At 42.0% G+C, this 25,570-nt stretch carries 20 protein-coding genes and 1 tRNA gene; 14 read left to right on the top strand and 7 right to left on the bottom strand.

Features of this window, described 5'->3' with window-relative positions; all coding sequences use genetic code 11:
* Positions 1-110: 110 nt before the first annotated feature.
* Together WKK05_RS29865 and WKK05_RS29860 are read right to left on the bottom strand one after the other, a co-directional pair.
* Positions 111-1,385 carry a tetratricopeptide repeat protein gene (locus tag WKK05_RS29865; protein ID WP_341526630.1) on the bottom strand — a complete coding sequence of 425 codons (1,275 nt, stop codon included), beginning with the start codon at positions 1,383-1,385 and terminating at the stop codon, positions 111-113.
* 160 nt (positions 1,386-1,545) lie between these two features.
* Entirely contained in the window at positions 1,546-2,889 is a 1,344-nt protein-coding gene (locus tag WKK05_RS29860) for an AAA family ATPase (RefSeq protein ID WP_341526629.1), read from the bottom strand.
* A gap of 241 nt (positions 2,890-3,130) precedes the next feature.
* On the opposite strand from WKK05_RS29860, the gene WKK05_RS29855 reads away from it, so the two are divergent.
* From WKK05_RS29855 to WKK05_RS29845, 3 genes are all read left to right on the top strand, one after another.
* Entirely contained in the window at positions 3,131-4,348 is a 1,218-nt protein-coding gene (locus WKK05_RS29855; RefSeq protein ID WP_341526628.1) for a peptidoglycan DD-metalloendopeptidase family protein, read from the top strand.
* 32 nt (positions 4,349-4,380) lie between these two features.
* Positions 4,381-4,453: transfer RNA gene (locus tag WKK05_RS29850), tRNA-Arg, on the top strand.
* Between the two features lie 237 nt (positions 4,454-4,690).
* Positions 4,691-5,059 (top strand): cyclic nucleotide-binding domain-containing protein, encoded by a 369-nt coding sequence (locus tag WKK05_RS29845; protein WP_341526627.1) that lies wholly within the window; start codon positions 4,691-4,693, stop codon positions 5,057-5,059.
* Between the two features lie 282 nt (positions 5,060-5,341).
* On the opposite strand, the gene WKK05_RS29840 is transcribed toward WKK05_RS29845, so the two are convergent.
* Positions 5,342-6,244: a class I SAM-dependent methyltransferase gene (locus WKK05_RS29840; protein ID WP_341526626.1), complete on the bottom strand. Its 903-nt coding sequence runs from the start codon at positions 6,242-6,244 to the stop codon at positions 5,342-5,344.
* Positions 6,245-7,094: 850 nt separating this feature from the next.
* On the opposite strand from WKK05_RS29840, the gene WKK05_RS29835 reads away from it, so the two are divergent.
* Both WKK05_RS29835 and rsgA read left to right on the top strand, forming a co-directional pair.
* Positions 7,095-7,535: a hypothetical protein gene (locus WKK05_RS29835; RefSeq protein ID WP_341526625.1), complete on the top strand. Its 441-nt coding sequence runs from the start codon at positions 7,095-7,097 to the stop codon at positions 7,533-7,535.
* Positions 7,536-7,887: 352 nt separating this feature from the next.
* Positions 7,888-8,949: a ribosome small subunit-dependent GTPase A gene (gene rsgA, locus WKK05_RS29830; protein WP_341526624.1), complete on the top strand. Its 1,062-nt coding sequence runs from the start codon at positions 7,888-7,890 to the stop codon at positions 8,947-8,949.
* Positions 8,950-9,051: 102 nt separating this feature from the next.
* Here the strand turns inward: rsgA and WKK05_RS29825 are convergent, their stop codons facing one another.
* Together WKK05_RS29825 and mnmA are read right to left on the bottom strand one after the other, a co-directional pair.
* Positions 9,052-10,563 carry an FAD-dependent oxidoreductase gene (locus tag WKK05_RS29825; RefSeq protein ID WP_341526623.1) on the bottom strand — a complete coding sequence of 504 codons (1,512 nt, stop codon included), beginning with the start codon at positions 10,561-10,563 and terminating at the stop codon, positions 9,052-9,054.
* A 229-nt stretch (positions 10,564-10,792) separates the two neighbouring features.
* Complete coding sequence (gene mnmA, locus WKK05_RS29820) at positions 10,793-11,848, bottom strand: tRNA 2-thiouridine(34) synthase MnmA (protein WP_341526622.1); 1,056 nt, start codon at positions 11,846-11,848, stop codon at positions 10,793-10,795.
* 384 nt (positions 11,849-12,232) lie between these two features.
* Between mnmA and WKK05_RS29815 the strand changes: the two genes are divergently transcribed.
* The 4 genes from WKK05_RS29815 (at position 12,233) to glmS (ending at position 17,507) form a co-directional block, all read left to right on the top strand.
* Positions 12,233-13,045 carry a hypothetical protein gene (locus WKK05_RS29815; protein ID WP_341526621.1) on the top strand — a complete coding sequence of 271 codons (813 nt, stop codon included), beginning with the start codon at positions 12,233-12,235 and terminating at the stop codon, positions 13,043-13,045.
* An 81-nt stretch (positions 13,046-13,126) separates the two neighbouring features.
* Positions 13,127-14,755, top strand: a complete 1,629-nt coding sequence (locus tag WKK05_RS29810) for an NAD(P)H-hydrate dehydratase (protein WP_341526620.1) — start codon at positions 13,127-13,129, stop codon at positions 14,753-14,755.
* A 253-nt stretch (positions 14,756-15,008) separates the two neighbouring features.
* Positions 15,009-15,254 (top strand): photosystem I iron-sulfur center protein PsaC, encoded by a 246-nt coding sequence (psaC, locus tag WKK05_RS29805; protein ID WP_012411495.1) that lies wholly within the window; start codon positions 15,009-15,011, stop codon positions 15,252-15,254.
* Positions 15,255-15,614: 360 nt separating this feature from the next.
* Entirely contained in the window at positions 15,615-17,507 is a 1,893-nt protein-coding gene (glmS, locus tag WKK05_RS29800; RefSeq protein WP_341526619.1) for a glutamine--fructose-6-phosphate transaminase (isomerizing), read from the top strand.
* Between the two features lie 345 nt (positions 17,508-17,852).
* On the opposite strand, the gene WKK05_RS29795 is transcribed toward glmS, so the two are convergent.
* Together WKK05_RS29795 and WKK05_RS29790 are read right to left on the bottom strand one after the other, a co-directional pair.
* Entirely contained in the window at positions 17,853-19,166 is a 1,314-nt protein-coding gene (locus WKK05_RS29795; RefSeq protein ID WP_341526618.1) for a hypothetical protein, read from the bottom strand.
* 13 nt (positions 19,167-19,179) lie between these two features.
* Positions 19,180-19,650 carry a hypothetical protein gene (locus WKK05_RS29790; RefSeq protein WP_341526617.1) on the bottom strand — a complete coding sequence of 157 codons (471 nt, stop codon included), beginning with the start codon at positions 19,648-19,650 and terminating at the stop codon, positions 19,180-19,182.
* 274 nt (positions 19,651-19,924) lie between these two features.
* Here WKK05_RS29790 and WKK05_RS29785 point away from each other — a divergent pair, with 274 nt between their 5' ends.
* From WKK05_RS29785 to WKK05_RS29765, 5 genes are read left to right on the top strand one after another with little or no spacing between them, the layout of a single operon-like run.
* On the top strand, positions 19,925-24,355 hold the full coding sequence (locus tag WKK05_RS29785) for a caspase family protein (protein WP_341526616.1): 4,431 nt from the start codon (positions 19,925-19,927) through the stop codon (positions 24,353-24,355).
* Positions 24,356-24,387: 32 nt separating this feature from the next.
* On the top strand, positions 24,388-24,672 hold the full coding sequence (locus tag WKK05_RS29780) for a hypothetical protein (protein ID WP_341526615.1): 285 nt from the start codon (positions 24,388-24,390) through the stop codon (positions 24,670-24,672).
* A 5-nt stretch (positions 24,673-24,677) separates the two neighbouring features.
* Positions 24,678-24,914: a type II toxin-antitoxin system Phd/YefM family antitoxin gene (locus tag WKK05_RS29775; protein ID WP_335058586.1), complete on the top strand. Its 237-nt coding sequence runs from the start codon at positions 24,678-24,680 to the stop codon at positions 24,912-24,914.
* Positions 24,901-25,281, top strand: a complete 381-nt coding sequence (locus WKK05_RS29770) for a PIN domain-containing protein (protein ID WP_341526614.1) — start codon at positions 24,901-24,903, stop codon at positions 25,279-25,281. Before WKK05_RS29775 ends, WKK05_RS29770 begins: the two co-directional genes overlap by 14 nt.
* Positions 25,282-25,311: 30 nt before the next feature.
* Positions 25,312-25,521, top strand: coding sequence for a hypothetical protein (locus WKK05_RS29765; RefSeq protein ID WP_341526613.1), 210 nt, complete (start codon positions 25,312-25,314; stop codon positions 25,519-25,521).
* Positions 25,522-25,570 lie beyond the last annotated feature (49 nt).

Raw genomic sequence — 25,570 nt, 5'->3', positions numbered from 1 at the left:
ATATTGCATAATAGAGTTTAGGAAAATCGCTTTGCATTAATGGAGCGATGGTACCTCATGAAACACCAAAAATTTTAGTTATAAGTTTCCTATTACCTGATCTTGACCACTTACTTTTTTGGTGTAATTCCTGTGAGTATGGTGGCAATCCAACAAGCAAAAATTGTCCCAGGAAAGAACAATAACATCGGTAGCAACCACAAATTCTCAAACTGGCGAAAAGCTAAGCTAGTAATTGACAAGATTAGTGAACTTATACCCAAAATTATCAAAACAATAGTATAGGTTGTCATTAAATTTCTTGTCCAACCTTGTTCACAATTAAACGTTGCCGTAACTGGAATCATCAATAAACCGCATACAATCGCACCGACTAAAGCAGTGACATTCTTAGTGCAGAACCATAAAATACAAGATGCGATCGCCGTTAAAAAACAAGCAGCCCAACAATTAGATTGCTGTATTTCTGCCTGTGAAAGTGCTAGGCGTCCGAATTTATCGCATCGCAATATCAAAGTAAATAACGGATCAGCAATCCAGCTGAAGATAACAAACAGCAGGTAAGAAATTGCCAGCACTCCTGCTAATGGTGTCAAACCAGCATTGGCAAAACTGATCAGCAATATCCTCAGAGAAAACAGCAAGCCCAGAGTGAACACCCAACGCGTTTGATGATTCAGCCTGCTGCACCAAAGAAAATAGCGCAGCATTAAACGATAAATCGGGTTTTTTGCCTTCAGCGCTTCGACAACTCCTTGACGCGCCCATTCTAAAGTAGGGTTGAGGTGTAATGCTTCACGAAAATACTCCAAAGCTTTCTGTTGACTGCCACCGTGAGAGAGCAAAATCCAGCCACTGCTGGCGTAAGAAGCAGCATCTTGGGGAGAGGAGGCGATCGCACCTGCGGCTGTGGCGATCGCTTCTTTACCTCGTCCCAACTGTGACAGTGACAAAGCCCGATAATTCAAACACTCTACGTCTTCCGGATCTAGCGCTAGTCCTTGGTTTGCGGCTTCCAGACTTGCTTGCCACCGCTTTTGCTGATACTCACATCGCGCCAGCAAAGCGAAGTGGGAAGCTTGATAGGGGTTGAGCTGAATTGCTTCTTGAATAACCTTTTGGGCAGCTGTAAGTTGCTGACGTTCGCAGAGAATATAACCAAGTATATAGTGAGAAAATGGCGAATCAGGTGCGATCGCAATAGCAGTTTCTGCCTCCAGTGTTGCCTCTTGATATCGCTGCTGACAACTCAAGCACAACCCCAGAACAGAGTGAATTTTAGCATCATTTGGAGACTCTGCTACAGCTTCTCGCAATTCTTGCTCCGCCATCTGATAACGAGATTGCTCGAATAGCAGTTTTGCTCGCTCAAAGTGTACACTCATACTAATTCGTAATGGGCTACGCCCCGCTTCGCTAAAGTAATTCGTAATGGGCTGCGCCCCGCTACGCTAACGTAATTAAGACATACTCCAAAAAGTCTTAATCCAGGCAGTTTTCCGAGCGTTAGCCTGCTGTAATATATCGTTGAACAATTTAGTATCATTACATTTTTAAATATTTCAAAATATCGTCGTACAAACCGCTCTCATTCGCATACAAGGCATAGTTGCGGGCTGTGGCGAACCACTCTTTAGTAGAAGATTTGATGTTTGCTGCGGCTGAAATTAAATCCTTTGTCCCTAGTGGTTTAGGAAATCCGACTTTCATCGCTTCTTGCAGCTTTTTTTCCACTGCTATATCAACTACAGCTTTTAAGTCAGCTCCGGAAAAATGCTCTGTTTTTTTGCTGACTTGCTCGTAATCAATTTTATCTACAGGCTTCCCACGACATAGCAACTGTAAAATAGCTGCTCTAGCAGAAGCATCTGGTGGCGGGATAAAGAGAATGCGATCAAAGCGTCCTGGACGGCGAAACGCTGCATCTAAATGCCAAGGGGCGTTAGTGGCAGCCAAAATCAGCACTCCTTCATTGGAACTCTTCACTCCATCCAGTTCTGAGAGAAACTGATTAATCACCATGCGGCTAGAACTTTGGCGCAAATCGGTACGGTTAGCAGCTAGCGCATCGACTTCATCGAAAAACACCACACAAGGCTGATGATCTCGCGCTTCTTCAAAAATGGCGTGCAAATTCCGCTCGCTGTTTCCCAGCCACATATCTAGTACGTCATTAATACCAACAGAGATAAAGCCAGAGTTAATCTCGCCAGCAGTCGCACGGGCGAGGTAAGTTTTACCGCAACCTGGAGGGCCGTACATCAAAATCCCGCCGCCGATCGCTTTGCCGTATGCTTTATAAAGTTCCTTTTGCGTCAGGGGATAAATAATCTTGAGGCGAATTTCATCTTTAACTGTCTCCATTCCTCCGACATCTTCAAAAGAAATCTGCGGACGTTCCAGCTTTTCATCTTCAATAATCAGGTTGTCAAAATTAGCAGTGCGGATTTTGCCTTCTACCACCTCTTTGCTTGGCTTTTCCTCGCCAATACCCAAAAGTTCGGCAAAATCTGGATCGGCAATTAACGGATCAAGACCGATCGCACTACGATACTGACTAACCGCCTGCTGCACCGCACCTGAGTTCAACAACAAGCGAGCGTGGAGTAAGTAAGCTTGTGCTGGACAGTCAGAGTGTTTGAGCAGTTCTTCTACAATCACCAAAGACTGATTGTGTTTTCCTTGTTGGTAAAAAGCTCTTGCCAAACCGAGTTTCAGTTGCGGTTCTTCCCGTGCCAAAAGCATAGCCTGACGGTATTCTTTCTCAGCTTCCTCTAGTTGCCCTAAACTAAGGAGCATCTCTGCAAGGTGTTGCCTAAGAGGTACATTTTCTGGAGAAAACTTTAGCGCCTCACGTAGCGCTCGCACTGTATCATAGCTATTTGTCATATTTATTTCTATTTTTAGTTGTCAATTCAGGCGATCGCTAAAAATGGGTAACGACCATCATAGCTTTGGCTGTTTAGTTTGCTGGAAAGAATGGACAGAATGTGCTGCGCTACATTACTCACACTTTCCGTTGTGTCTTTGTGGTTAAAAACAAACCACAAAGAAACAAAGTGAAATTACTAGGAATTTTGGGAATAATCTTCATAGTGTTTGGAAGCATCGCTTTGCTCAGACTCACACTATGAGAGCATCATTTTTAAGAAAAAAGCAGGTTTTGTGCAGTTTGTGTATTGCATTTTGTTGTATTTTATGGTTTTATCTGGGGCTAATTTCAGTATTCCCAGCAAATGCGACAACATCCGCACAGACAATAGACAATTTACGGCAACAGCAGCAACAAATGAAGCAGCAGCGTGAGAATGTGGCTAATGAGCGCGATCGCTTAACAAATCTGCAACAAGAAGCCCAAAAACACCTGACTGGTTTAGAGCAAAATTTGCAAAGCACAAATAACAATATTCAAGTCAGCGAATCGCGATTACAACTCGCTATCCAACGCCTTAAACAGTTGGAAGCTGATTTAGTTATAGCGGAACGTTCATATGAAGAGCGTCAAGTAGCAACAGTGGCGCGATTGCGGTATCTTCAGCGATCGCCTGCATCTGCCGGATGGGCTGTTTTGCTCCAAAGTCAAAATATCAGTGATTTTATCAGCCGTCGTCATCAGTTGAAGTTAGTTTATCGAGCAGACCGACGAATTTTGGCGAAACTCAGCGAAAAAGCCAAGTTAATCAATAAACAAAAAACGGAAGTAGAACAGCAAAAAAACGAAATTGCTTTGATTCGCGAACAAATGCTGGCACAAAAAGCCGATTATCAAAACCAAGCACAGTCACAGTCAGAATTGATTCAACGCCTCAATAGCGATCGCTTAGCCTTGGAAGCCGCGCAAAACCAGCTAGATATGGATTCCAAAAATTTGTCAGTCTTGATTCAAGAAAAGGTAGCAGCAGCTAGAGCAAGAGAAGAAGCACAAGCCAAAACAAACAGCCGTACAAGCGTCATTATTCGCGGAACCGGGATGCTGGCATATCCAAGCAATGCATCTACTAGCAGTCCCTTTGGTTGGCGGATGCACCCAATTCTTGGCTATCGGCGTTTTCACTCAGGTCTCGATTTTGCCGCTAGCTATGGCAGTACAATTCGAGCAGCCGATTCGGGAACAGTGATTTTTGCTGGCTGGTATGGTGGTTATGGCAGAGCTGTAATTATTGATCACGGCAACGGCATAACTACACTGTACGGACATACCAGCCAATTGTACGTTTCCGAAGGACAAACAGTACAACGAGGACAAGCGATCGCTGCTGTCGGCTCCACAGGTTTATCGACAGGGCCACACCTCCACTTTGAAGTACGTCGCAATGGCACACCCGTAAACCCCGCAGATTATCTGTAGCCAAAAAAGTATGTTATAATGAAGTAATATAAGGGCGCGTGGCTCAGTGGATAGAGCAACAGATTCCGGTTCTGTGGGTCGGGGGTTCAAATCCCTCCGCGCTCGTTTTTTATTATAGATTTATATTGAGCAAGGTCAAAATAACCTTTTGGCAAAGACTATTAATCCCAAATCCGTCTTAGGAAGTTTTAATGGGATAAAACTTTAGGCTTTGACTTTACCGCAAAATCCAAAATTGGTAAGTACAAAGATTAATCAACAGAAAGTAGTATACTTTTCTCGGTTATCAGATTACTTATCCAAAAGTTTCGTTCAAAAACAAATAATTTTGGGATTGCTCTAATGTTAAGTCCAGTAGTAACAGTCAGTATCTTTCAAAAACAAGCCGAGCCTAAAGTCTTTGCAGCAGGTCAAGTCATCTTTGAAGAAGGACAGCCTGGTGATGTGATGTATGGCATTGTGGAAGGAAAAGTAGAAATATTAGTCAATGATAAGGTTGTAGAAACTATTCAAACAGGAGAAGTATTTGGTGTTGGGGTGCTTGTAGGTGTAGGAAATAGAACTTATACAGCAATCGCCAAAACAGACTCCAAACTTGCTTTTCTTGATGAAAAAGGATTTCTGTTTGCTGTTCAGGAAACACCTATGTTTTCTTTGAAAGTAATGAAAAGTTATTCAGAACGCTTGAGCCGGGTAGAACATCTGTTCTAAAAATTTTTAAACAGCATAATTTTTAATACTAATGATAACAATGAAGTTCAGTATAAAACTGGTCTTCATTGTTGTCTAATTGTAAGTAAATTTTAATTGATTTATGTGTTATTAACAGTAGTGCGATCGCCGTTCGTGCTAGCGTCTCCCTTTGGGAGAAGGCTTAAGCTTAGCTTATCGCCGATGGTGGATGGGTATGTTATAGCCAGCAATTTAAATATAATAAAAAAGTCCGCACAAGCGGACTTCGTTATGTAACCAAAACTTTCACTAAATTAAAGCTTAATCAAGTTTAGTGCTGTAAGCGCTGAAACCATAAGCTAAATTTGCTTTCATAGAATCTGATGGTCTGAGACTTCTATTAAAAACTTTAGCAAAAGGTAGCGGGATTCCTTTAATAGTCTCCGGCAAAATTGCGTATTCTTCTGTTGGTTCTACAGTGTATTGTGGACACTTCGCTTTTACTCCAGCATCTGCTAACATTTCCTCAATTTCAACACCTGAATATTGCTTCAGATAAACTGGGTTTCTGCTAAATGGATTTAACTTCCTAATAAAATTATGGATAATATGTGAAGGGCAAGACTTGTTATGAAAAGAATGATTGAAAACGAAGATTCCCCCAGGCTTGAGTACACGGAATATCTCAGCCATCAAGTTTCTTAATTGTGCATCTGGGATATGCATAAAAACGCAATTAGAAATTACTAAATCTATAGAGTTATCTTCTAAAGGCAATATTTCCGCCGAATTACAAATTAAGTTAAATTCTGCTCCTGGGAAAAAATCATATTCTTGTTTAACTCTAATTAAGCGACGCAACAAAGGCTCAGAAATATCAATACCATAATATTTTTCACATCTCAGATTTTTATCTTTAGAAAGATGTAAAGGAGCGCGGCCATAGCCACACCCTAGTTCTAGAATAGAATCAACAGATTTATTTAGAGGAAATTTATTCCAAGTACCTCCAGGTCTGCCGGTTAAGAGAGTATAGTCCTGCTTGATGGGTGATGCTTCTGCAACTTTCTCAATTTTTTGGGAACCATAGTATGTTTTACCAATTTTGTCCCATGTTTGTTTATGTTTAGTCTTGTTCAACTGTTCGTAGTTGCTGGGAAAATAAATACCATCTTGTAACTCAAAATCATTTAGACTGGCTTTGACATTTGCTAATTGATTCATTAGGATCATTCTCCATAAAACTTAATGCTGTTTCCTGTTATACTCTCATCTCAGCATTATCAGCAAGTGTAATCTGCACAGATGCTCAGATTAAAGGGCGCAAAGACGTCAGAAATGTGTAATGCAAAGTTACTTCAAATAGTCCGCGTCTGTTGTCTGTTTGGTTCCCACAGTCTGGCAATACACATTGAGGCAAGAAACGTTTGTAAATAAATGAGTTGAGCAGTTTCGAGGACGTGGTAGTTTTTATCTGGAATTCTCTACTGTGCAGATTTTACCTAATTGAGTACAGAGTGATGGTGAATACTTGTGATGTTTACATTACCAAAAGCTCACGCTATCGACTTAGAGCCTCAAGTACTGCTTTTTTATTGAAGTTGATTATTTTTCTGATAACGTAAGTCTATTTACCTTTTCGGCACTAAATCATATTTACATTTTGTAATACTAAAACCTCTTCCCTTAGACTTTTAAACCTATTCTCTAGGCAGGTTTATTGATAATTTTTTGACTTTTGCAATATATCTCATGCTTAGTGATTACAAAAAGAGTGATAATTGTTTTTACAATACTTTTCTGAATCAAGCTGAATAGTCTCTCGCCTTCTAAAAAAGAAGGCGATCGCCCTTATTGTTAATTTACAAATAGGGTATAAATAGTACTTGAAAGCAACTAAGTAAGTAGACATAAATTAAAGTTTGTAGTGAGTGCCTTAGCGCTAAAACGCTAACTACAAGCAAAGAAGCAGTTTTAATTTAGTTATGTCAACTTACTTAACAGAAGATTATTGATTTTTAGTGTGTATGATTCAGGCAAATTTTTAAGAGCAGTTACGCCAAAGGAGGTTGAGATGAGTCGTCTTCTTTATGAAAGCTCAGTCTCATATAAAGGATATCTGATCATTCCATTTGTTTTTGGTAAAGCGAATAATTACGAGATTTATTCCTATAGATTGCTAGCAGAAATTGGACAGAAAAGCCAATTTCATAAAGCGGAGAATCCAGCGCAAATCTATGGCAGTAGCATCAGTAATATCGTGGATATTGCTAAAGAACATATTGACCAACATTTAGAATTTGTGAGTCAAGGAGACAGTTTTAAGTCACGCTACATTTACCGTCACAATTTGATTATCGTCTTCCAAGAAGGTGGGAAATGTTTTTATGACCATTATCCACCGGAATTGCTGAATAATATTGCTGCGCCTAAATTATTCACATCAGAATACGAATGTCTTAATTGGATTAAGCAAGGGCTTGATGGGCGTCATATACGGCAAAGAGCAAGATAAGACTCATCTTTTGCTGTGGATGGCTATGCTGATTAGGGTATAGTTCTTCTGTAAGAAGATACGCCTCAATTAGCAGAGTCATCATTCAAAAACCAGTACCGATTTTTCAGAAATAGGGTAATGTAGTAATGTAGATTATTCTTTGTAGTATACAAGGAGGACGAACTATGACTGAATTTCTAGCAGTCCGGGGTACCTTGAGCATCCCTAACCAACGGACACAAGGCGCAGAGATTCTTGTTCAGTCCTTCTTCTTGCAGGAATGAAACCCAGAATTTACGGACACGAATGAAAGGTGTTCTCCTCTGTGGAACCTTGTGCCAAACAAGTAACACACATCGAGGAAACATCAATGAATTTGGATTACTTAGGCTGGAGTGACTTTTTTGCTCACAGCTTTGAACTCTATCGCCAACAAGGATTTAGCGTTGGTAGGGTTGCTATTGAATACAGAAATATCTACACTCTCTACAGCGAACACGGAGAACTTTCGGCAGAAGTTACAGGAAAATTGCGGTATCAAGCTTCTCAACCTGAAGATTTTCCAGCTGTGGGTGATTGGGTTGTTATCCATGTGCGAGAGTCAGAAGGGAAAGCAACTATCCACGAAATTTTACCCAGAAAAAGTAAATTTTCTCGCAAGATGGTGGGTGGTAAAACAGAAGAACAAATTGTTGCAGCTAACATTGACACCGTATTCCTAGTCTCAGGACTCGATAACGACTTTAACCTTAGAAGAATTGAGCGTTATCTGATTCTGGCTTGGGAAAGTGGTGCAAATCCGGTGATTGTTTTAAACAAAGCAGACTTGTGCAACTCACTGGAAGAATGCTTGGCACAAGTAGAAGCAGTTGCCATTGGTGTACCAATTGTGATTTTAAGTGCTAGTAATTATCAAGGATTAGATGCCTTGAAACCTTACCTGCAACCAGGACAGACAGTTGCTTTATTGGGGTCTTCGGGGGTTGGTAAATCCACCATTACCAACCAACTCAAGGGAGCATCTGTGCAATCTGTGCAACAAGTGCGGCGTGGTGATAACCGAGGTAGGCATACAACAACTCACCGCGAATTGATTTTGCTACCGACTGGCGGCTTAATTATGGATACTCCAGGTATGCGAGAAATCCAAATTTGGGCAGGTGATGAAGGGTTCCAAGAAACTTTTGCAGACATCGAGATTTTAGTGCAGCAATGTCGCTTCCGCAATTGCCAGCACGATAACGAACCGGGTTGTGCAGTGCAGCAAGCTTTGGTGGAAGGGAAACTTGATGACTCTCGGTTTCTTAGCTACCAAAAGCTGCAAAAAGAACTCAACTATCTGAGCCGTAAACAAGACCAAAGGGCGCAGTTAGCGGAGAAAGAACGATGGAAAAAGATTCATAGAGCGATGCGAAATCACAACAAGCATTAAACGGTGAACAGTTATCAAATTGATAACTGATAGGTAAATAGACATAAATAAAAGTTTGCTTTAGCGCTAAAGCGCAACTACGAACCACAAAGTATCTTCAGTTTACGGTAACCAAAACTCAGGCAGGAGAGATTTGCCTATGTCACGTACTGTTTGATTGAGCGTTCTTGCTGCTTGTATATGTACTTCATCCTCTTCTACAGGTAAAATCTCAGATAACTGACCTTCTCCTAAATAAGACACCACTAAATTCGCTGCTTCTAAACCAGTAACGTAAGCTTTTTCCTGAGACCAGGAACCATGACGGTTGACAATCCAATCACCACTCATAAATACATTTTTAAAACTTGTCTTAGCTGGCAACATATACCGATAGCTGCCAGGTGCAAAGTGAGTTACCGCATTTGGTAGACGAATAACACTACTATCAATTACTTTTGCATCTCGAAATGCTGGTATACAAGTTGCTAAATAACGTTGAACTATAGCGGCAATTTCCTCATCACTCAAACTCAAAAACTGATTAGCATGATAGAAATCAGCTTCAATTACTGTTCCTGGCTCATCATGATATTCATCGTGTAAGACATTCAAATCAAAAAATGTCCATCCTGTAGTTGCATCCAATCCAAAGCAAGCATTAGAAGGACGAGGTATATTGATTTTGCGGTCAAACCACAGCCGAGTTGCTAAAACATCAACTGCTCCTAAGTTACTTAAATTGCGGAATTCTTCACGGCTTTGTAAGCTAGGGCTAGTTGAGACAATTTTCTGCATACCTGTAATACCAACTGCAAAAATCACAGCATCGGCATCAAATACTTCATCACCGCAAACTACACCTGTTGCTCGTTGATTACTATCAACAATTAAGTCTGTAACTCGGCGTTTTGGTAGCACTCGCGCACCAGCTTTTTCAATACGTTCTACCCAAGGGCGAAATATTTTTTCACCTACAGTTCCTCGACACCAAACCACATCAAAATCAGGTTGATGCGCCAGAATAAAAAAGTAGAGCATCCCTAAAGCCGCCGCTGCTGAGCATTGTTCACCTGGGGCAAATAAGCCCACCAATAACATTGGTTCAAAGGCATCTTTGTAGAGTCTTGCTGAAACACCAAAATCTTTGAACAATTCGCGGGCAGTTACAAAATCATAACGTCGCCAAGCTGCATCTGAATTGTCAAAATCAACTACAGCGTAAAGCAAAGGTAGGGCGCTAAGGCGGTCAATTAGTGGTAGCCGTTGAAACTGAGTGTAGAGAAAAGTTCCTAGTGGCGTGGGTAGTCGCGGTAAGTTTTGAAAAATCGGTGATTCAACTTCTAAACCTGCTGGCGAATATTGTGAGGAACGAGTCCAAGTAGTGAAGGGATTAATTCCTAATTGATTTATTAGGGAGAAAATATTTCTGTAAGGATACCAGAAGCCGTGAATACCCGCTTCTACAGATTTCCCAGCCCCTGTTTTCCAACCTGCCACTAGTCCACCAGGATAAGGCCCCGCTTCTAAAAGTGTCACGTCATAACCTTGTTTTGCTAAATGGTAGGTTGCTCCTAAACCTGCCCACCCTGCACCTACAACTACCACCCGTTTTTGTTGTGACCCTTCTCTCATCCCAGTCTCCGATTATTGCTGCCCATTAACCAATGTATACGAAGTTAGGTTCACTTCAGGCGACAGGCGGTAGTTGAAAAACTCTTTAGGTATTGTCAAATATAAGCAGTTTACAAACAGCGAATCGCCGCATTTTGGATATTTTACAAAATCGCAATACTGAAAATGATTCTTCGACATAATTAAGAGAGACGTTGCACTGCAACGTCTCTACATCAGCGATTGTTCGCTAACTAAATTGTTCAATTATTCCGCCACCTAACACTTTATCCCCGTCGTACCACACCGCTGCTTGTCCGGGGGTGATGCTGAACTGGGGTTCATCAAATACCAAACGAACGCGGGAATTTTCCAGAGGAATCACTGTAACTGGTTCGGGGGTTGAACGATAGCGAATTTGCACTTCGGCACGAATTGGGGTTGATGGTTCGGCAATGGAAACCCAATTTACCCGATTTACTGTACATTCTGGTTGTGTTACTTTAGTGCGATCGCCTACAACTACTTTATTATTGACTGCATCTAGTTCAATCACATACAAGGGTTCAGCGGCAGCTATACCTAAGCCTTTGCGCTGTCCAATTGTGTAGTGATGCACACCATCATGCTGTCCCAAAACTTTGCCTGTGGTATCCACAATATCGCCTGTTTTGGGAGCAAGATATTTATCCAAAAATGCCCGCATGGAACCGTTACTTTCCACTAAACATAAATCCTGACTTTCTGGCTTATCAGCAGTTTTCAGTCCGTAATCAGTGGCGATGCGGCGTGTGTCAGCTTTTTGTAATTCTCCCAGAGGAAATATAGTTGCCGCTAGTAAATCCTGAGATAAATCATAGAGGAAGTATGACTGGTCTTTGTTACGGTCAACTGCTCTAATTAATTGGTAACGTCCAGTAGCTTCATCATAGTTAATTTGAGCATAATGACCAGTGGCAATGCGATCGCATCCTAGTTGTTCACGAGCATACTGCACCATTGGCCCAAACTTCACAGTTTTATTGCACTGTGAACAAGGCAAAGGCGTAATTCCAGCACTGTAACCAGTCACCAAGTAATCAACAATATGTGTCTGAAAGACATCCCGAATATCAACAACTTGATGGGGAACCCCCAGTTGTTCACAGATATCAGCCGCGTCGATCATACCTTCAGAGCAACACTGACCTTTGCCTTTCATTAGCCAAAGCGTCAAACCAATTACTTCATAGCCCTGATTGTGCAAAATAGCGGCGGCGGTGGAACTGTCAACGCCACCAGAAAGACCAACGACGACTTTTTTCATACAAGTACGACACGGAATCTGCGTGGTTGTTCAATTGTAGCACACATATCTTAAAAGCCTTGCTAATCAAGCACTTCAGTAATTAATAACGCAGCACTCTCAACTCAACGCTGTTTTAGCAATTAGCAAGAACTAAGATTGATTGAATCTGTATTTTTAGCCAGGTAGAGGAGCTAATTTTACACTAAGGCTATATAGTTGCTACAACGGCGAACTAATTAGTTCCTGAAATAAATTGCCTATAAATGTTGTGACTACTTTCTAAGTATTATGTCGAGTGCAATACCAAGTCAATTTATCCCATTTCAGACCCTGCTCGGAAATTCTGTTCGCGAAACTCCTTCACTCAAAGTTATTTTTTTATTAGTGGGAGCATGGATAGCGATGTTCTCCAACTCTACGCCAGCACAAGCACAAATATATAGCAGCAGTGTATTACTGGCTCAACAGAGGGTAGTTGAAACTTTACCGCTACCACCAAATATCCAAGCTGTTCCTTATAGTCAGCGGTCATTACCGCAGCTGCAACCGTCGGAGCCATTGCAGGGTATTCAATCAGAGCAGAACTTTCAGAACACCCAACCAGTACCAGTTTATCAACCTGAGCAGACTTTTCAGAACCCTCAATCGACACAGATTAATCAATACAGCCAGAACTTTGAGCGTTATTTCGTGTACGTTGATAGCAGTGATAGCCAAACGTTGCAAAAAGTACGTCGCATCGAACCTAGAGCTTATATCCGACAGTACCAAGGACGTAACGTCATTCAATCAGGAGTTTTTAGTAGGGCATCTAATGCCGAACAAAGGGTTAGAGAGTTGCAGTCATCTGGCATCTATAGGGCGCAGATAGTTGGCTTTGCTGATGGGCAAGAAAGACCGACTTCCTCTTACTATTCTCCTTCTCCTTCCTATTATGGTTCTGATAATTCTTCTACTAGTTACTATAGGGCAGATCCTGTAAGGCAAGAGGCTCGATACTTTGTTATCATTCCTGCTAAGTTAGATCAGTTACCTGCGATCGCAGACCGAATTAGGCAGAATTTAGGGCAAACTGGCGGCGTGTTTGAAAGAAGCAAACCGCGAGGCCCACACGTAGCAGTAGGGCCTTTTTCTGAACGTTTCCAAGCAGAACAATGGAACAACTATCTCCGAGATTTGGGATACGGTAATGCCAGAGTTTACTACGGAAAGTGAAAAGTGCTGAGTGCTGAGTTAGGAGTTAAAAGTTAAGAGTCAGCAGTTAATGCAAAACTTAAAACTTAAATCTCAGGACTCATGACTCATAACTCAGCACTGATGCAGCAATACAGGCAAGAACAAATTTCGCAAGTGGTAGTGACTGCTAGCCAAATGCACGATGTTGAAGCGCGTATTTTTGCAGCGGGAATGCCTGTAGCTGCTCTAATGGAAAAGGTTGCAGGATTAATTGCACGCCGGGTTCAAGATATCTACCCAAACTCTGAACAAGAGAAAAAAGCAAGAATTTCTCCCCCTCTCCCCTCCTCCCCCCCTCCTTTTTCCTCCTCCAGCAGGCGTGTGGGAATTCTCGTTGGCCCCGGTCATAATGGCGGGGATGCTTTGGTAGTAGCCCGTGAATTACATTTTCGCGGCTATGCGGTTTGGATATATTCTCCTTTTTCTAAACTTAAGGAATTAACTTCACAGCACTTGCAATATGCCAAAAGTTTAGGTATCCCAATTGAGCAAGAGTTAGCACAACTTTTAAACTCTGATTTCTTGATTGATGGCTTATTTGGATTTGGTTTAGAAAGAAACCTCACCGATGCGATCGCTTCTGCAATTAATCAACTAAATGAATCTTCTATACCAATTATTAGTATCGATTTACCTTCAGGTTTGCACACTGATACAGGTGAGGTATTAGGAACTGCTATTCGCGCTACTCACACGTTTTGTTTAGGTTTGTGGAAGCAAGCTTTTTTACAAGATCAGGCTTTAGATTATCTTGGCAAAGTTGAGTTAATCGATTTTGATATTCCTTTAGCGGATGTGCAAGCTGTTTTAGGCGATACACCCAAGATTAAGCGGATTACACCAGCAACGGCACTCTCGACTTTGCCTCTACCCCGCCTACCAGTCACCCACAAGTATAAAGAAGGACATTTATTACTAATTTGTGGTTCGCGTCGCTATGCTGGTGGAGCAATTTTAACTGGTTTGGGCGCACGTTCAAGTGGTGTGGGGATGCTTTCCATTGCTGTACCCGAATCGCTTAAACCGCTTTTGGTATCACATTTACCAGAAGCACTGATTGTCGGTTGTCCTGAGACAGAAACAGGAGCGATCGCTCAACTACAATTACCAGAAAATAACGATTTGAGTTCCTTTAATGCGATCGCCTGTGGCCCTGGTTTAACGCGAGATGCAACTCCAGTTGTCCAAGAGGTAATTGCAAGCGATTCCTCTTTGATTCTCGATGCCGATGGTTTGAATATTCTGGCACAGATGGGAGCAATTCCCACTTTACAAAAACGCCAAGCAGTAACGGTACTCACACCCCACACTGGTGAGTTCCAGCGATTATTCCCAGATATTTCCGATCCAAAACGGGACAGGGTGATAGTAGTGCAGGAAGCAGCAGCGCAAACTGGGGCAGTGGTATTGTTAAAAGGAGCGAGAACTGCGATCGCTAACCCTCAAGGTCAAGTTTGGATTAATCCTGGAAGCACTCCAGCTTTAGCACGTGGTGGCAGTGGTGATGTCTTAACTGGGCTATTGGGTGGATTGTTAGCGCAAGCAACAACTAAACAGATTCCTGTAGAGGATATTGTTGCAACCGCGGCTTGGTGGCATTCACAAGCAGCTATTTTAGCAGCCCAAGAGCGCACTGAGTTGGGTGTAGATGCCTTCACGCTCACCCAGTATTTGCTGAAAGCTCTATGACTGGGGAGCAGGGGGGACAAGGAGAAATAACTTCTAACTCCTGTACAAACGCCTAGATGCTCAAAGAGCGGCTTCTCGTAAGAGTGTAATCGCGTCTCTACTCCTCACTCCTAATGCCCAATCCCCCAAGCGCTTATTACATTGTTTAAAGTTATGTAGCCTTTTGATTACAGCCGCTCAGCCACTGCGGTAAACTATGCCTTGATTATGATTCTTTCGCAGAGAAGAACACTCGAAAGGAGCGGTTTTTTCAATGTCTCATACCGTAAAAATCTACGATACCTGCATTGGTTGCACCCAATGCGTCCGCGCTTGCCCTACTGACGTGCTGGAGATGGTTCCCTGGGATGGCTGCAAAGCTGCTCAAATTGCCTCTTCACCCCGCACAGAAGACTGCGTGGGTTGCAAACGCTGTGAAACCGCTTGCCCCACTGACTTTTTGAGCATCCGGGTTTACCTGGGCGCTGAAACAACTCGCAGTATGGGATTGGCTTACTAAAAAGCTCAGTATTGAGTCACCGGAGTTCCGGGCGGAAGAAACTGCTGCTCTGAAGTTCGGTGACTTAAGACTTTTTTAAGTCTGTCAATAGCAAGCAACTTTAGCATTGTGGGGTAGGCAATGCCTGCCTTACAAAAACTTCCTTTTTGATTCGGGATACAATCTCTGGGCCTATAACTTTTAGAAACCGCGCTTGTCTCGTGAGTTCAAGAGCGGCAGATTCACTGTAAAAGCCCAAAATTCATAACAAAACTTAGAAACACAGGGAGTAAATGGCTCCCTTTTTCTTTGCCAAAACGCTGCATTTGTGCTAACTACTATACTGGATTTAATCATCCTGAAAACAAAGTAGTGTGAGCAATGTGCGGAATCGTTGGATATATCGGTACTCAAGCAGCAACAGACATTCTACTATCTGGGTTAGAGAAACTAGAGTATAGAGGTTACGATTCCGCTGGAATCGCCACTGTCTGGGAAGGAGAAGTAAATTGCGTACGGGCAAAAGGTAAACTGCACAACCTACGTTCAAAACTTGAACAAATAGAAACTCCTTCCCAAATTGGTATTGGTCACACTCGCTGGGCAACTCATGGGAAGCCAGAAGAGTACAACGCCCATCCCCACATGGATACGGCTATGCGAGTGGCGGTAGTGCAAAACGGGATTATTGAAAACTACCGCGAATTACGCGAGGAACTCAAACAAAAGGGACATCAGTTTCGTTCTGAAACCGATACTGAAGTTATTCCCCACCTGATAGCCGAATTTCTCAAAAATCCCCCCTCTCCCTCCCTCCCTCTCTCTCCCTCTCCTTTCCTAGAGGCAATTCGCCAAGCTGTAAACCATCTACGGGGGGCGTTTGCACTTGCAGTTATTTCCGCAGATTTCCCCGATGAACTAATTGTTGTCCGTCAACAAGCGCCTTTAGTGATTGGGTTTGGTCAAGGTGAGTTCTTCTGTGCTTCTGATACTCCAGCGATCGTTGCCTATACCCGTGCAGTGCTACCTTTAGAAAATGGCGAAATCGCACGTCTTACACCATTAGGCGTTGAAATTTATAATTTTGCTGGCGACAGGTTGAAAAAACAACCCCGGCTGCTCAACTTTAATCCAGCGATGGTAGAAAAGCAGGGATTTAAGCACTTCATGCTCAAGGAAATCCACGAGCAGCCGGGTGTAGTTAGAGCTAGTTTAGAAGCTTACTTTAATAATTTAGGGCAAACTGAGCGATCGCCAATTAATTTAGGCTTGCCTGAAGAATTTTATACTGATTTAGAACAAATTCATATCGTCGCCTGTGGTACTAGTTGGCACGCAGCGTTAATCGGAAAATATTTAGTTGAACAACTAGCAGGAATTTCAACTCAAGTACATTACGCTTCTGAGTATCGCTATGCACCCTCACCATTAACACCCAACACGTTGATAGTTGGGGTGACACAATCAGGTGAAACTGCTGATACGTTAGCAGCTTTAACAATGGAAAAAGAACGTCGCCAAGGTAAAGAACCTAAGTATCAAGCACGACTACTAGGCATTACCAATCGCCCAGAAAGTAGCCTGGGTCATCTAGTGCCGCATATTATTAGTACCCTAGCGGGAATTGAAATTGGGGTAGCGGCAACGAAAACTTTTGTCGCTCAATTAATGGCGTTTTACGCTTTGGCATTGGATTTAGCTTATCGCCGTCAGACGGTTTCACTTAACACATTAGAAAATATTATTAACGGTTTGCGCGAAATTCCTCAAGAAATAGAGGCAACTTTAGCAATTCAAGAAAGTTTAACCGCACAGTTAGCCCACGAATTCGATGAAACCAAAGATTTCATCTTTCTGGGAAGGGGGATTAACTTCCCCATTGCCTTGGAAGGGGCATTGAAATTAAAGGAAATTAGCTATATTCACGCTGAAGGATATCCTGCTGGAGAAATGAAGCATGGCCCAATCGCACTTTTAGATGCAAAAGTACCAGTAGTTGCGATCGCAGTTCCTGGTAGTGTATACGAAAAAGTGATTTCTAATGCCCAAGAAGCAAAAGCTAGAGATTCGCGTCTAATTGGGGTAACTCCAGTCAACGATGGTGAAGCAGCAGAAATCTTTAACGATTTGCTCCCCGTCTCGCCTGTAGAAGAGTTACTTTCTCCCCTCCTCACAGTCGTTCCCCTACAATTATTGGCTTATCATATTGCCGCCCGTCGCGGTTTGGATGTCGATCAGCCCAGGAATTTAGCCAAGTCTGTAACGGTAGAATAGTCTATTGATAGAGGTAGTAGCGTTTGTACAACTTTCTCTCGAACCTAACCCCCAACCCCTTACGCCAGTTGCTACAACGGGGGGAACCCCCGCAACGCACTGGCTCCCCTACTAGCGTTGGGGAGTAAGACTTAAAGCCTCTCTCCGTTTTGGGGAGAGGTTTAGAGAGGGGTTTTAAGAATAAGTCGCACATCGCGTTTATATAGGTAAATAATATTAAATAGATTGAGGATGTTACATCATCTCAGGATAGCCGTTCGCGCTAGCGTCTTCTTTGGGAAAAGGAGAAGGCTTAAGCTTCTCTTCTCTACGAGAGGCTGCGCCAACGAGACGCTTCGCGAACACTTATCGCAATCGTTTTCTCAGCCACCAAACCATAAAACTAACAATGATTCCAACTATTAGACTGGTACTTAAAGGATAGTTGCAAAAGAAGCGAACTTGACTAAAAATATCTTTACAATCTTTTGCCGTCTCTCTTACCAGAGATACGGTTGCTATACCAGCGCCTGCAACAGCTACAAGCTCTTGGAAGTTACGCTCTCGTTCAGATTTTTCGACTTCTATGCGGCTGCGAGTAGCGTTAATTGTATCTTCTAAAAGTTGCAAGCCAAGCTGCATATTTTCGATATCTTTGTTAATTTGTAGTAAATATTTTTTGCTGGCTAGTTCGCTAAATTTTTCTAAAAAATCTAACTGATTGTTTCCGCCTGCTTTTTCTTTAATCAAAGCTAAGCGAAGCTGGTAATTAGATAAGTTAATTTCAATAATTTGTTTTTGAAAAGAGAGGTTGAGTAAATCGATTGTGTATTGCTGGAGAATGATATCAATATTATTTAAAATATTACGAGAACTGGTAAAATTTTGCTTTTCCTGCCAATAGTTACTCTGGGCAGTAATTTTTCTATTTTCTTCAATTTTTTTATAATGATTGAGCAGAGATTCTTTGACTAAACGACTTTGCCAATAAGCCCACGAAATCTTACTTCGATAACAAAATAACCCCATCCAATCTTTATAAAATTCCGCAGCTTTTTCTGCGCTCTCTCGATGAGGATAAATAGCAATAATCACATGATGTTCGTGATTATTTGAAGAAGTAGTTACTTTTTCTCGGTTCTGATTTATATTGCCTGAACGCCATAATTCAAAAACTTTTCCATCTAAAAAAGTACCTTTTTCTGGTTGCCAATAAGTATCTCTGAATAAAGCATGATAGCAATCTTTAGCAATATCTTCATAATTCTGAGAGGAGTTTTCTGGTATCCAGCCAGAAATCATCCATGTTTGTCCAATTATTGCCAGTTCTTTATTAAGCTTTTGTTCAATTTCATTTTTTAAGATTGTAAAAGACTTAGCTGGTTGAGTTTCGGTTTGATTATTAATAGAACAATCAATTTGTAAACCATAAGTGTCATTTAATCTAACAGAATAATAGTATCCTTCTAAAGTGTTATTGGAGGAAATAAAGTTAATCTGAGGAGGATGGGTAATCTCTAAATACTCGGTTTCAATGTCAGGATCGTTAAATTGAGTATCAGAGGGTAGTTGATCTAAAAATGCTGCTTGGTTTTTTTGTATTTCTGCATCAGTTGTGTTTAAAGAAGTTTTTAAAGCATATAGAAACAAATCGAGTGTAGGATAGATTAAATCGCTCATCACAAGGGCAAAACTAATTTGGTTGATTGGATTGAGATAAAAATTGTTTCCATTTTTCTAAAAATTTGGCTTGTTTCACTGTTTCTTCTGGTTTAGAAGAACTACCAACAATGACTACAACATTATTGAGTTGGCTTTCGTAGCCTGTAGCTTCATTTTTTGGTTTAAAGCCTCTAGTTATTGGAGCCTTTTCAAGAGTATCGAGTCTATTCATTTCTGCTTCAGTAGGAAGTAAATCATCAGGAATTTCTTCTACGCTATCTAATTGAGATTTATAAGATTGATAAGACTGATTTAAGTCAGGATTAGAGGTAATTATTTCTAATAACCGTTCTTTAATATAGTCTTCCCAAGCTTTGGGTTGGGTGTCTAATTGCTTTGCCACTTCTTTTAAATTCTGTTTTTCTTGTTCTCCAAGGGTGGTTTTTAAATCTTTAAATGCCAAGAGGAAAGCAACGATAGTATTGTCAGCCTTCGTATTCATAGGTTTTTATACCAAACTCACTACCACTAGTATATAATTTCAGTGAGCTAGTTACAGCATATAAGCCTAATATTTGATATTTAGTTTTAATTTTCTATGTCTAATGAAGAATAATTTACTAAACATAATGTTGTTTCTTATACTTTTTACTGTGTAAATTACTTTAGCTTATAGCATTGGATTTTAGTGATTTTTCATACAACCTAAACAATGCTGTGGACAGATTTTGCCTACAGTTCAACAAAAAGTTCTAATGGTTAGTCAGGTAATAAAAATGGCATCGGAATGGGCTGCTCAAGTTATTGGTATTAATTATTACCCAGAGTACACCACCCTAAAGCCGCTAACAGCAGCAGCAGAGGATGCACAGAAAATTGCCCAACAATTAGAACAATACGGTTATAGACCTTTTCGCGCTCAGTATTTACCTAGAACTTTAAACCAGAAGGGAGAAAGTAAAATTGATCGCCAAGGGGCGGTAAAGGTGCAAGAATTGAGAGAAGCGATCGCTAATCTTTTCAATCCTCCCGATCCAAACCCCACCCCAGAAACAGCGTTATTCTTCTTTTCAGGACATGGGTGGTGCAAAACTGTGGCGGGCAAAGAAGAAGTATTTCTAGCTACCAGTGATGCTCTACCTGAAGCAGAAATCTATGGTATACCCTTAAGTTGGTTGGGTGAGCAGCTGCAAAGAAGTCAGGCTAAACGAGTCGTTGTTTGGCTAGATTGCTGCTATAGCGGTGAATTGTTGAACTTTATTCCCACAGATAAAGACTACTGTTTAATTACTGCCACCCGTTCCTACGAAACTGGAGTGGAAATTCCCCACACGCAGGGGTTGTTGACGCAGGCGTTACTCGCAGGATTGAACCCCGAAAATGACGCAGATGGGATCATCAATAGCCACAAGTTGGCAGATTTCATTATCAGCCGAATGCCGAATACAGTCCAGCGTCCGTTAATTGCCAATTCGCCACGAGCAATTCTGCTGACAACTAAGTTTTCTCAAAAAAGCTTTCAGGATAAGTGTCCTTATCGTTCTCTGTCGTATTTTAGCGAGACAAAGGAAGATGCTGAGGTTTTTTATGGGCGGAGTGCGCTAACTGGGCAGTTGATTAAACAGGTAAGAGATAAGCATCGCCTAATTGCTGTGTTAGGTGCTTCCGGTAGTGGAAAATCATCTATGTTACGGGCTGGGTTACTCTACCAACTGAAGCTAGGACAAGAGATTCCAGGGAGCGATCGCTGGACTTATATTACTCCGTTTACGCCTAAAGAATCTCCTGTTAAGAGTTTACAGGAGGCTTTTGAACTTTCTTTGCCTGGAGTGTGCTTTCAAAGTCTTAGATCCCCCCAACCCCCCTTAAAAAAGGGGGGCGAAGAATCTCTTAAAGTCCCCCTTTTGAAGGGGGATTTAGGGGGATCTAAAAAATTAGGCGGGACAACGGAAAATATTGCATATATCCTCAGTGAGCAGTTAAAAGCATTAAATACACCAGTCATTTTGATTATCGACCAGTTTGAAGAATGCTTTACCATGTGCGATGACACCCAGCGCCAAGAATTCTTTGACTGTTTGCGGGAATTAATTGACTGTACAGATAACCTCTATATTTTCATTGGGATGCGATCGGATTTTCGGGGGAGATGGCGAGAATATCCCAAATTTGCGGGCAGAATCAATAAACCTTACATCAACGTCGAACACTTAAGCCGTGAGGAAATTGAAGAAGCGATTACTAAACCGGCTGATTGGGTAGGATTAGGCATAGAGGGAAGGTTAAAACAGCAACTAATTAATGATGTTGAAGATTACCCCGGAAGCTTGCCCTTGCTGCAATATACCTTGACTGAATTGTGGCGTGAGTCGAGAAATCAAGGCGATGAGGTTCTCAGCCTGAAGACTTATGAGGATTTAGGCGGGGTTGAAGGAACGCTACAAAAACGCGCTGATGCAGTTTATGAAAGTCTTTCAGCAACAGAAAAAACTGTGGCGCGGCGGATTTTTCTGGAATTGACGCAAATGGGAGAAACCACAGATGTCAGGCGGCGCGTGCGTTTATGCGAGTTGGTTAATTCCCATCATTCCTTGGAACTTTTGCAACAGGTGAGTGAGAAGTTAGCCGATAAAGATGCGCGATTAATTACAAAGACAGATGAGGCGGATTCGCAAGATGTAATTTTAGATGTTGTCCATGAAGCCTTAATCCGCCACTGGCAAATGTTGCGGGAGTGGAAAGAGGAATATAAGGTGGGAATTGGCATTGAACGACAGATTGAAGCAGAAGCCCAAGAATGGGAGAGGAATCATAAAAAGCCAGGGTTTCTGAGAAAAGATGACAGGTTAGCAGTAGCAGAGGCATATTTAGCTAGATTTGGTGATTGGCAAATGCTGAATGGGGTAGCCGAGGTGTACATTCAGGAGAGTCAACAACTGCGAAATTACCTGGTTCGAGAAGAGAAAGAACGCCAACAAGAAAAGCTCTTAGCAGCACGACGGCAAAACCGAGTTGTTACTTTGTTTAGTATGGGGTTAGCTGGAGTAGCTATCTTTGCAGGTTATCAATGGTATAACGCCCAAAACAAAGCCAAGGAAGCAGCACAACAAAGTGCGATCGTTCTGGCTCAAACCTCTGAATCTTCCCTACTGTCTAATAGGCAACTTGAGGCTTTAGTGGCAGCTCTACAGTCAGGTAGACAAATTTTAGGTAAACCACTTAAGAATGATACCAATTTAGAACAAACTGCTAATCAGCAATCTGTAATGGCACTAAGGCAAGCAATTTACAAGATGCAAGAGCGGAATTCCTTGGAAGGGCATAGCAATTATGTCTTGAGCGTAGCATTCAGCCCCGATAGCAAGACCATCGCTTCTGCTAGTTCTGATACTACCGTAAAACTCTGGAATGCGGCTACAGGTAAGGAAATCACTACCCTTAAAGGGCATAGCAGTGATGTCTTAGGCATAGCATTCAGCCCCGATGGCAAGACCATCGCTTCTGCTAGTTCTGATACTACCGTAAAACTCTGGAATGTGGCTACAGGGAAGGAAATCACTACCCTCAACGGGCATAGCAGTTATGTCTTGAGCGTAGCATTCAGCCCCGATGGCAAGACCATCGCTTCTGCTAGTTTAGACAATACCTTAAAACTCTGGAATGCGACTACAGGGAAGGAAATCACTACCCTCAACGGGCATAGCAATTCGGTCAATGGCGTAGCATTCAGCCCCGATGGCAAGACCATCGCTTCTGCTAGTTCTGATACTACCGTAAAACTCTGGAATGTGGCTACAGGTAAGGAAATCACTACCCTTAAAGGGCATAGCAGTGATGTCAATGGCGTAGCATTCAGCCCCGATGGCAAGACCATCGCTTCTGCTAGTTCTGATACTACCGTAAAACTCTGGAATGTGGCTACAGGGAAGGAAATCACTACCCTCAACGGGCATAGCAATTCGGTCAATGGCGTAGCATTCAGCCCCGATGGCAAGACCATCGCTTCTGCTAGTTCTGATACTACCGTAAAACTCTGGAATGCGGCTACAGGTAAGAAAATCACTACCCTCAACGGGCATAGCAGTTATGTCAATGGCGTAGCATTCAGCCCCGATGGCAAGACCATCGCTTCTGCTAGTTCTGATACTACCGTAAAACTCTGGAATGCGGCTACAAGTAAGGAAATCACTACCCTCAACGGGCATAGCAGTGATGTCAATGGCGTAGCATTCAGCCCCGATGGCAAGACCATCGCTTCTGCTAGTTCTGATACTACCGTAAAACTCTGGAATGCGACTACAGGGAAGGAAATCACTACCCTCAACGGGCATAGCAGTTATGTCTTGAGCGTAGCATTCAGCCCCGATGGCAAGACCATCGCTTCTGCTAGTTTAGACAATACCGTAAAACTCTGGAATGCGACTACAGGTAAGGAAATCACTACCCTCAACGGGCATAGCAATTCGGTCAATGGCGTAGCATTCAGCCCCGATGGCAAGACCATCGCTTCTGCTAGTTCTGATACTACCGTAAAACTCTGGAATGTGGCTACAGGGAAGGAAATCACTACCCTCAACGGGCATAGCAATTCGGTCTTGGGCGTAGCATTCAGCCCCGATGGCAAGACCATCGCTTCTGCTAGTTCTGATACTACCGTAAAACTCTGGAATGCGGCTACAGGTAAGGAAATCACTACCCTCAACGGGCATAGCAGTGATGTCTTAGGCATAGCGTTCAGCCCCGATGGCAAGACCATCGCTTCTGCTAGTTCTGATACTACCGTAAAACTCTGGAATGCGACTACAAGTAAGGAAATCACTACCCTCAACGGGCATAGCAATTCGGTCTTGGGCGTAGCATTCAGCCCCGATGGCAAGACCATCGCTTCTGCTAGTTCTGATACTACCGTAAAACTCTGGAATGCGACTACAGGGAAGGAAATCACTACCCTCAACGGGCATAGCAGTTATGTCTTGAGCGTAGCATTCAGCCCCGATGGCAAGACCATCGCTTTTGCTAGTAGGGACAATACCGTAAAACTCTGGAATATGTACCCAAATTATCTTAATAATTTAATCATTTCTGATAGTCTCAACGATCTCATGAGCTACAGTTGCGCTAGGCTACGTGGTTATTTACAATCAAATCCTAATGTAAGCGATCGCGATCGCACTCTCTGCGATGGCATTGATACTAAGAGTAATTAGAATGTTCCCTTCGACTTCGCTCAGGGAACGTTTTGCTTAAAGAAATCAATTACTGGTACTGCGATGCCTGCGGCGGGCGTAGCCATCGCACTTTCGAGAAACTTCTGGGGCGATCGCTTACAATCGCACAGATTTTGATGATGCGCGGTGAAAAGATGGCGATGGGCTACGCCCCGTCGGAGACGATCGCACGCATCCACAGTACTAGAAAATTTGAGGCATTGTTGCTATATGCCATCACAATCTTTCAAGGTAAGGGAAGAATTTTTGCTATGATATCTAAGCTCATAAACAATATGAATGTCAAACATTCATAAAGGCAATGAAAAAGGTTACACTCACGGAATTAAGTAATAACATTGAACGTCTACTAGATGAAGTACTAGAAACAGGTATTCCACTAGAAATTAACAAAAATGGCAAGTTATTAAAAATTGTTCCTTTAGAAAAACAAGATAAGCTTCAAAATTTGACATTTAAATCTGATGCTATCCAAGGAAATCCAGATGATTTAGTTAATATCAGTTGGGAACAGGAGATTAATATTGATTTATCTTGACACTCATGTAGTAGCATGGCTCTATGCTGGATTGACAGATAAATTAACTGATATTGCTAAAACTTTAATTAATGATAACGACGTTTATATTTCGCCAATTATTCCATTAGAGTTACAGTATTTATATGAAATAAAACGTCTTAAGGATGAACCGGATGTGATTATTTCTAATCTGTCGGATGAAATTGGTTTAAAGATATGTAATCAAAACTTTAATAATATTATTAGTACTAGCTTAACTATTACTTGGACTCGCGATCCTTTTGATCGGATTATTACCGCAAATGCTCTGTTAAATAATAATATATTACTGAGCAAAGATGAAAATATTTTGAATAACTATGTGTATGCAAAATGGCGTGATTAAAAGTTATATTAATCACAACAGCATAACGCAATGCACAACAGCGCTCGCACAATTCATAAACAGGTTCTTATGATGCGTGGTGACAAGATGGCGATGCCCGCCGCAGGCATCGCCATCGCACTTTCGGGAAACTTCTGGAGCGATCGCTTACAAAAGTTAAACAATGCACTTCTTAAAACACGCGTAGGCGCAGCCCAACCCAGGCATCGCTTCACTGGTATTTGCCGATCTAAACATTAACTGCTGTTCAAATTTTACAAGAATTATGAAAATTCAGCAGCAGGTGTTC

It is taken from the genome of Nostoc sp. UHCC 0302 (assembly GCF_038096175.1).
In the GTDB taxonomy this organism is placed as follows: Bacteria; Cyanobacteriota; Cyanobacteriia; order Cyanobacteriales; family Nostocaceae; genus UHCC-0302.
Note: the sequence above shows the minus strand (reverse complement) of the source record. Positions and strands in the feature narration are given on the sequence as shown.

Bases quoted from the DNA above. Each gene is read 5' to 3' on its own strand.
- WKK05_RS29865 (WP_341526630.1), bottom strand. From the start codon at position 1,385: ATGAGTGTACACTTTGAGCGAGCAAAACTGCTATTCGAGCAATCTCGT.
- WKK05_RS29860 (WP_341526629.1), bottom strand. From the start codon at position 2,889: ATGACAAATAGCTATGATACAGTGCGAGCGCTACGTGAGGCGCTAAAG.
- WKK05_RS29855 (WP_341526628.1), top strand. From the start codon at position 3,131: ATGAGAGCATCATTTTTAAGAAAAAAGCAGGTTTTGTGCAGTTTGTGT.
- WKK05_RS29845 (WP_341526627.1), top strand. From the start codon at position 4,691: ATGTTAAGTCCAGTAGTAACAGTCAGTATCTTTCAAAAACAAGCCGAG.
- WKK05_RS29840 (WP_341526626.1), bottom strand. From the start codon at position 6,244: ATGAATCAATTAGCAAATGTCAAAGCCAGTCTAAATGATTTTGAGTTA.
- WKK05_RS29835 (WP_341526625.1), top strand. From the start codon at position 7,095: ATGAGTCGTCTTCTTTATGAAAGCTCAGTCTCATATAAAGGATATCTG.
- rsgA (WP_341526624.1), top strand. From the start codon at position 7,888: ATGAATTTGGATTACTTAGGCTGGAGTGACTTTTTTGCTCACAGCTTT.
- WKK05_RS29825 (WP_341526623.1), bottom strand. From the start codon at position 10,563: ATGAGAGAAGGGTCACAACAAAAACGGGTGGTAGTTGTAGGTGCAGGG.
- mnmA (WP_341526622.1), bottom strand. From the start codon at position 11,848: ATGAAAAAAGTCGTCGTTGGTCTTTCTGGTGGCGTTGACAGTTCCACC.
- WKK05_RS29815 (WP_341526621.1), top strand. From the start codon at position 12,233: ATGTTCTCCAACTCTACGCCAGCACAAGCACAAATATATAGCAGCAGT.
- WKK05_RS29810 (WP_341526620.1), top strand. From the start codon at position 13,127: ATGACTCATAACTCAGCACTGATGCAGCAATACAGGCAAGAACAAATT.
- psaC (WP_012411495.1), top strand. From the start codon at position 15,009: ATGTCTCATACCGTAAAAATCTACGATACCTGCATTGGTTGCACCCAA.
- glmS (WP_341526619.1), top strand. From the start codon at position 15,615: ATGTGCGGAATCGTTGGATATATCGGTACTCAAGCAGCAACAGACATT.
- WKK05_RS29795 (WP_341526618.1), bottom strand. From the start codon at position 19,166: ATGAGCGATTTAATCTATCCTACACTCGATTTGTTTCTATATGCTTTA.
- WKK05_RS29790 (WP_341526617.1), bottom strand. From the start codon at position 19,650: ATGAATACGAAGGCTGACAATACTATCGTTGCTTTCCTCTTGGCATTT.
- WKK05_RS29785 (WP_341526616.1), top strand. From the start codon at position 19,925: ATGGCATCGGAATGGGCTGCTCAAGTTATTGGTATTAATTATTACCCA.
- WKK05_RS29775 (WP_335058586.1), top strand. From the start codon at position 24,678: ATGAAAAAGGTTACACTCACGGAATTAAGTAATAACATTGAACGTCTA.
- WKK05_RS29765 (WP_341526613.1), top strand. From the start codon at position 25,312: ATGCACAACAGCGCTCGCACAATTCATAAACAGGTTCTTATGATGCGT.